Source organism: Aphanothece microscopica RSMan92 (assembly GCF_046613545.2).
In the GTDB taxonomy this organism is placed as follows: domain Bacteria; phylum Cyanobacteriota; class Cyanobacteriia; order PCC-6307; family Cyanobiaceae; genus NIES-981.
The window spans coordinates 1-1,821 of record NZ_JBKKKY020000152.1 but is presented as its reverse complement, the minus strand read 5'-3'; the positions used below and the strand labels follow the sequence as shown (position 1 = coordinate 1,821).

The 1,821-nt window shown below is 65.8% G+C and carries 1 protein-coding gene; it reads left to right on the top strand.

Features of this window, described 5'->3' with window-relative positions; translation table 11 throughout:
• Positions 1-1,821, top strand: a 1,821-nt coding sequence (locus tag ACLD7X_RS16525; RefSeq protein ID WP_411424778.1) for a TonB-dependent receptor domain-containing protein, incomplete at both ends; no start/stop codon positions are given.

Sequence of the window (1,821 nt, the reverse complement as noted above, 5' to 3'; positions counted from 1 at the left end):
CAGGTCCAGTTCTCCGCCGAGTACATTTTCGGCGATCACCTGATTAAGGCCGGCGCCCACTGGCAGGAAATCGGCATCAACAACCTGTTCGTGCAGGCCGCGCTGGGCGTCTATTACTTCGACACGATCGAGGCCTTCAATCGCGGCGAGCTCGGTCGCTTTGAATACAACAACGCGCTCACCGGCAACCCGAATGATGGCGCAGCCGTCTTCACCTACAATACGTCCACACTGTTCGTGCAGGACACCTGGGACATCACCGACAATCTCGTCGTGACCTATGGTCTGCGCTACGAGATCTACGGCGGGGACGAGAAGCCGGCCCTCAACCCGAATTTCGTGGCCCGCAACGGCTTCTCCAACACCACGACCTACGATGGTCTGGACGTGCTGATGCCGCGCGCCTCATTCGAGTGGAACCCGACCGACACGATCGAAGTGTCTGGCGGCGTGGGCCTTGTTTCCGGCGGCCTCCCGGACGTGTTCCTCTCCAACAGCTTCTCCAACACCGGCATCCTGACCAACTCCATCGATATCCGGCGCACTGCGACGGGCTGTATCGATGCGCTGAACCCGGTTCGGACGTTCACCAGCGCGGAGTGCTCGTCGCTCCTCACGCTCAACCGCGCCTCGAACGACACGTTCTTCGCAGTGCCCGGTCTGGCGCAGACGCTAGTCGGCGGCGGGGCTCCGGTGCTTTCCGAAGTGAACGCGCTGGCCCCCAACTTCGAGATCCCGTCCGATTGGCGCGCGAACATCGCCGTTCAGTGGGACGTGCTGGATTGGCTGCGCCTCGGCTTCGACTTCGTGGGCGTCCGCAGCCAGGAAGGCCTGGCCTTCCGTGACAGCCGGGCTGTGCCGCTCGTCGCCAACGGCGCCGTGCTGCGCACGCCGGACGGCCGCATCCGCTATGACGGCCTGTCGGCCACAGCGGCACAGCGCACCGCGCTCGGTCTCGGCGCGCTGCCCAGCTGGGTGCGCCCGAACGCCGCTGGAAACCTTGCAGTCGGTGACTCGCGCGACATCATCGCCTTCAACCCGGGCGAGGACTCCTGGTTCATCACGGCCGCAGTGTCGGCCTCGGCCTCGTTCGACAACGGGGTGGAGATCAACGCCTCCTACACCCGTCAGGACTCCGACGACTACGGCACGCTCGCCATCCTCGCCACCACAGCGGGCGGCCTCTATGGCGAGCAATACACCGCGCTCGACCCCAACCTCGCCACCTCGGGCCGCTCCAACTCGGAAATCACCGAGAGCTTCAAGCTGGAACTGGCCTGGGAGCGCGAGTTCCTGGAAGGCCTGCCCACGCGCTTCAGCCTGTTTGGCGAGAACCGCACCGGCGTGCCGATCAACTTCCTGCAGGGCGGCGGCCCAGGCCGGAACGCCACCTATGGGGTGAACCGCGGCGACCACCTGCTCTATGTGCCGAACATGGCCAACCCGCGCGCCGGGGCCGTGGCCGGCACGATCGTCACCGACGACCCGCGCGTCGTGTTCAACAGCCAGGCGACCTACGACTTCGTCAACACGATCGTGAACCGCTTTGGCCTGTCCCAGGGCGCGATCTCGCAGAAGGGCGCGGCGGACAATCCCGACATCAACCGCCTCGACCTGCAGATCTCGCAGGAGCTGCCGGGCTTCTGGCGCGGTCACCGCACCCGGCTGACCTTCGACGTCCAGAACGTGCTCAACCTCGTGAACGACGAATGGGGCGTGGTGGAGGAATTCTCCAACCGCCGCGCGGCCGCCCGGATCGTGGACATGCGCTGCGCTTCGTCCACGGGCGTCCCCGCAGGCTCGGCCAGCACGGTGTGCGAC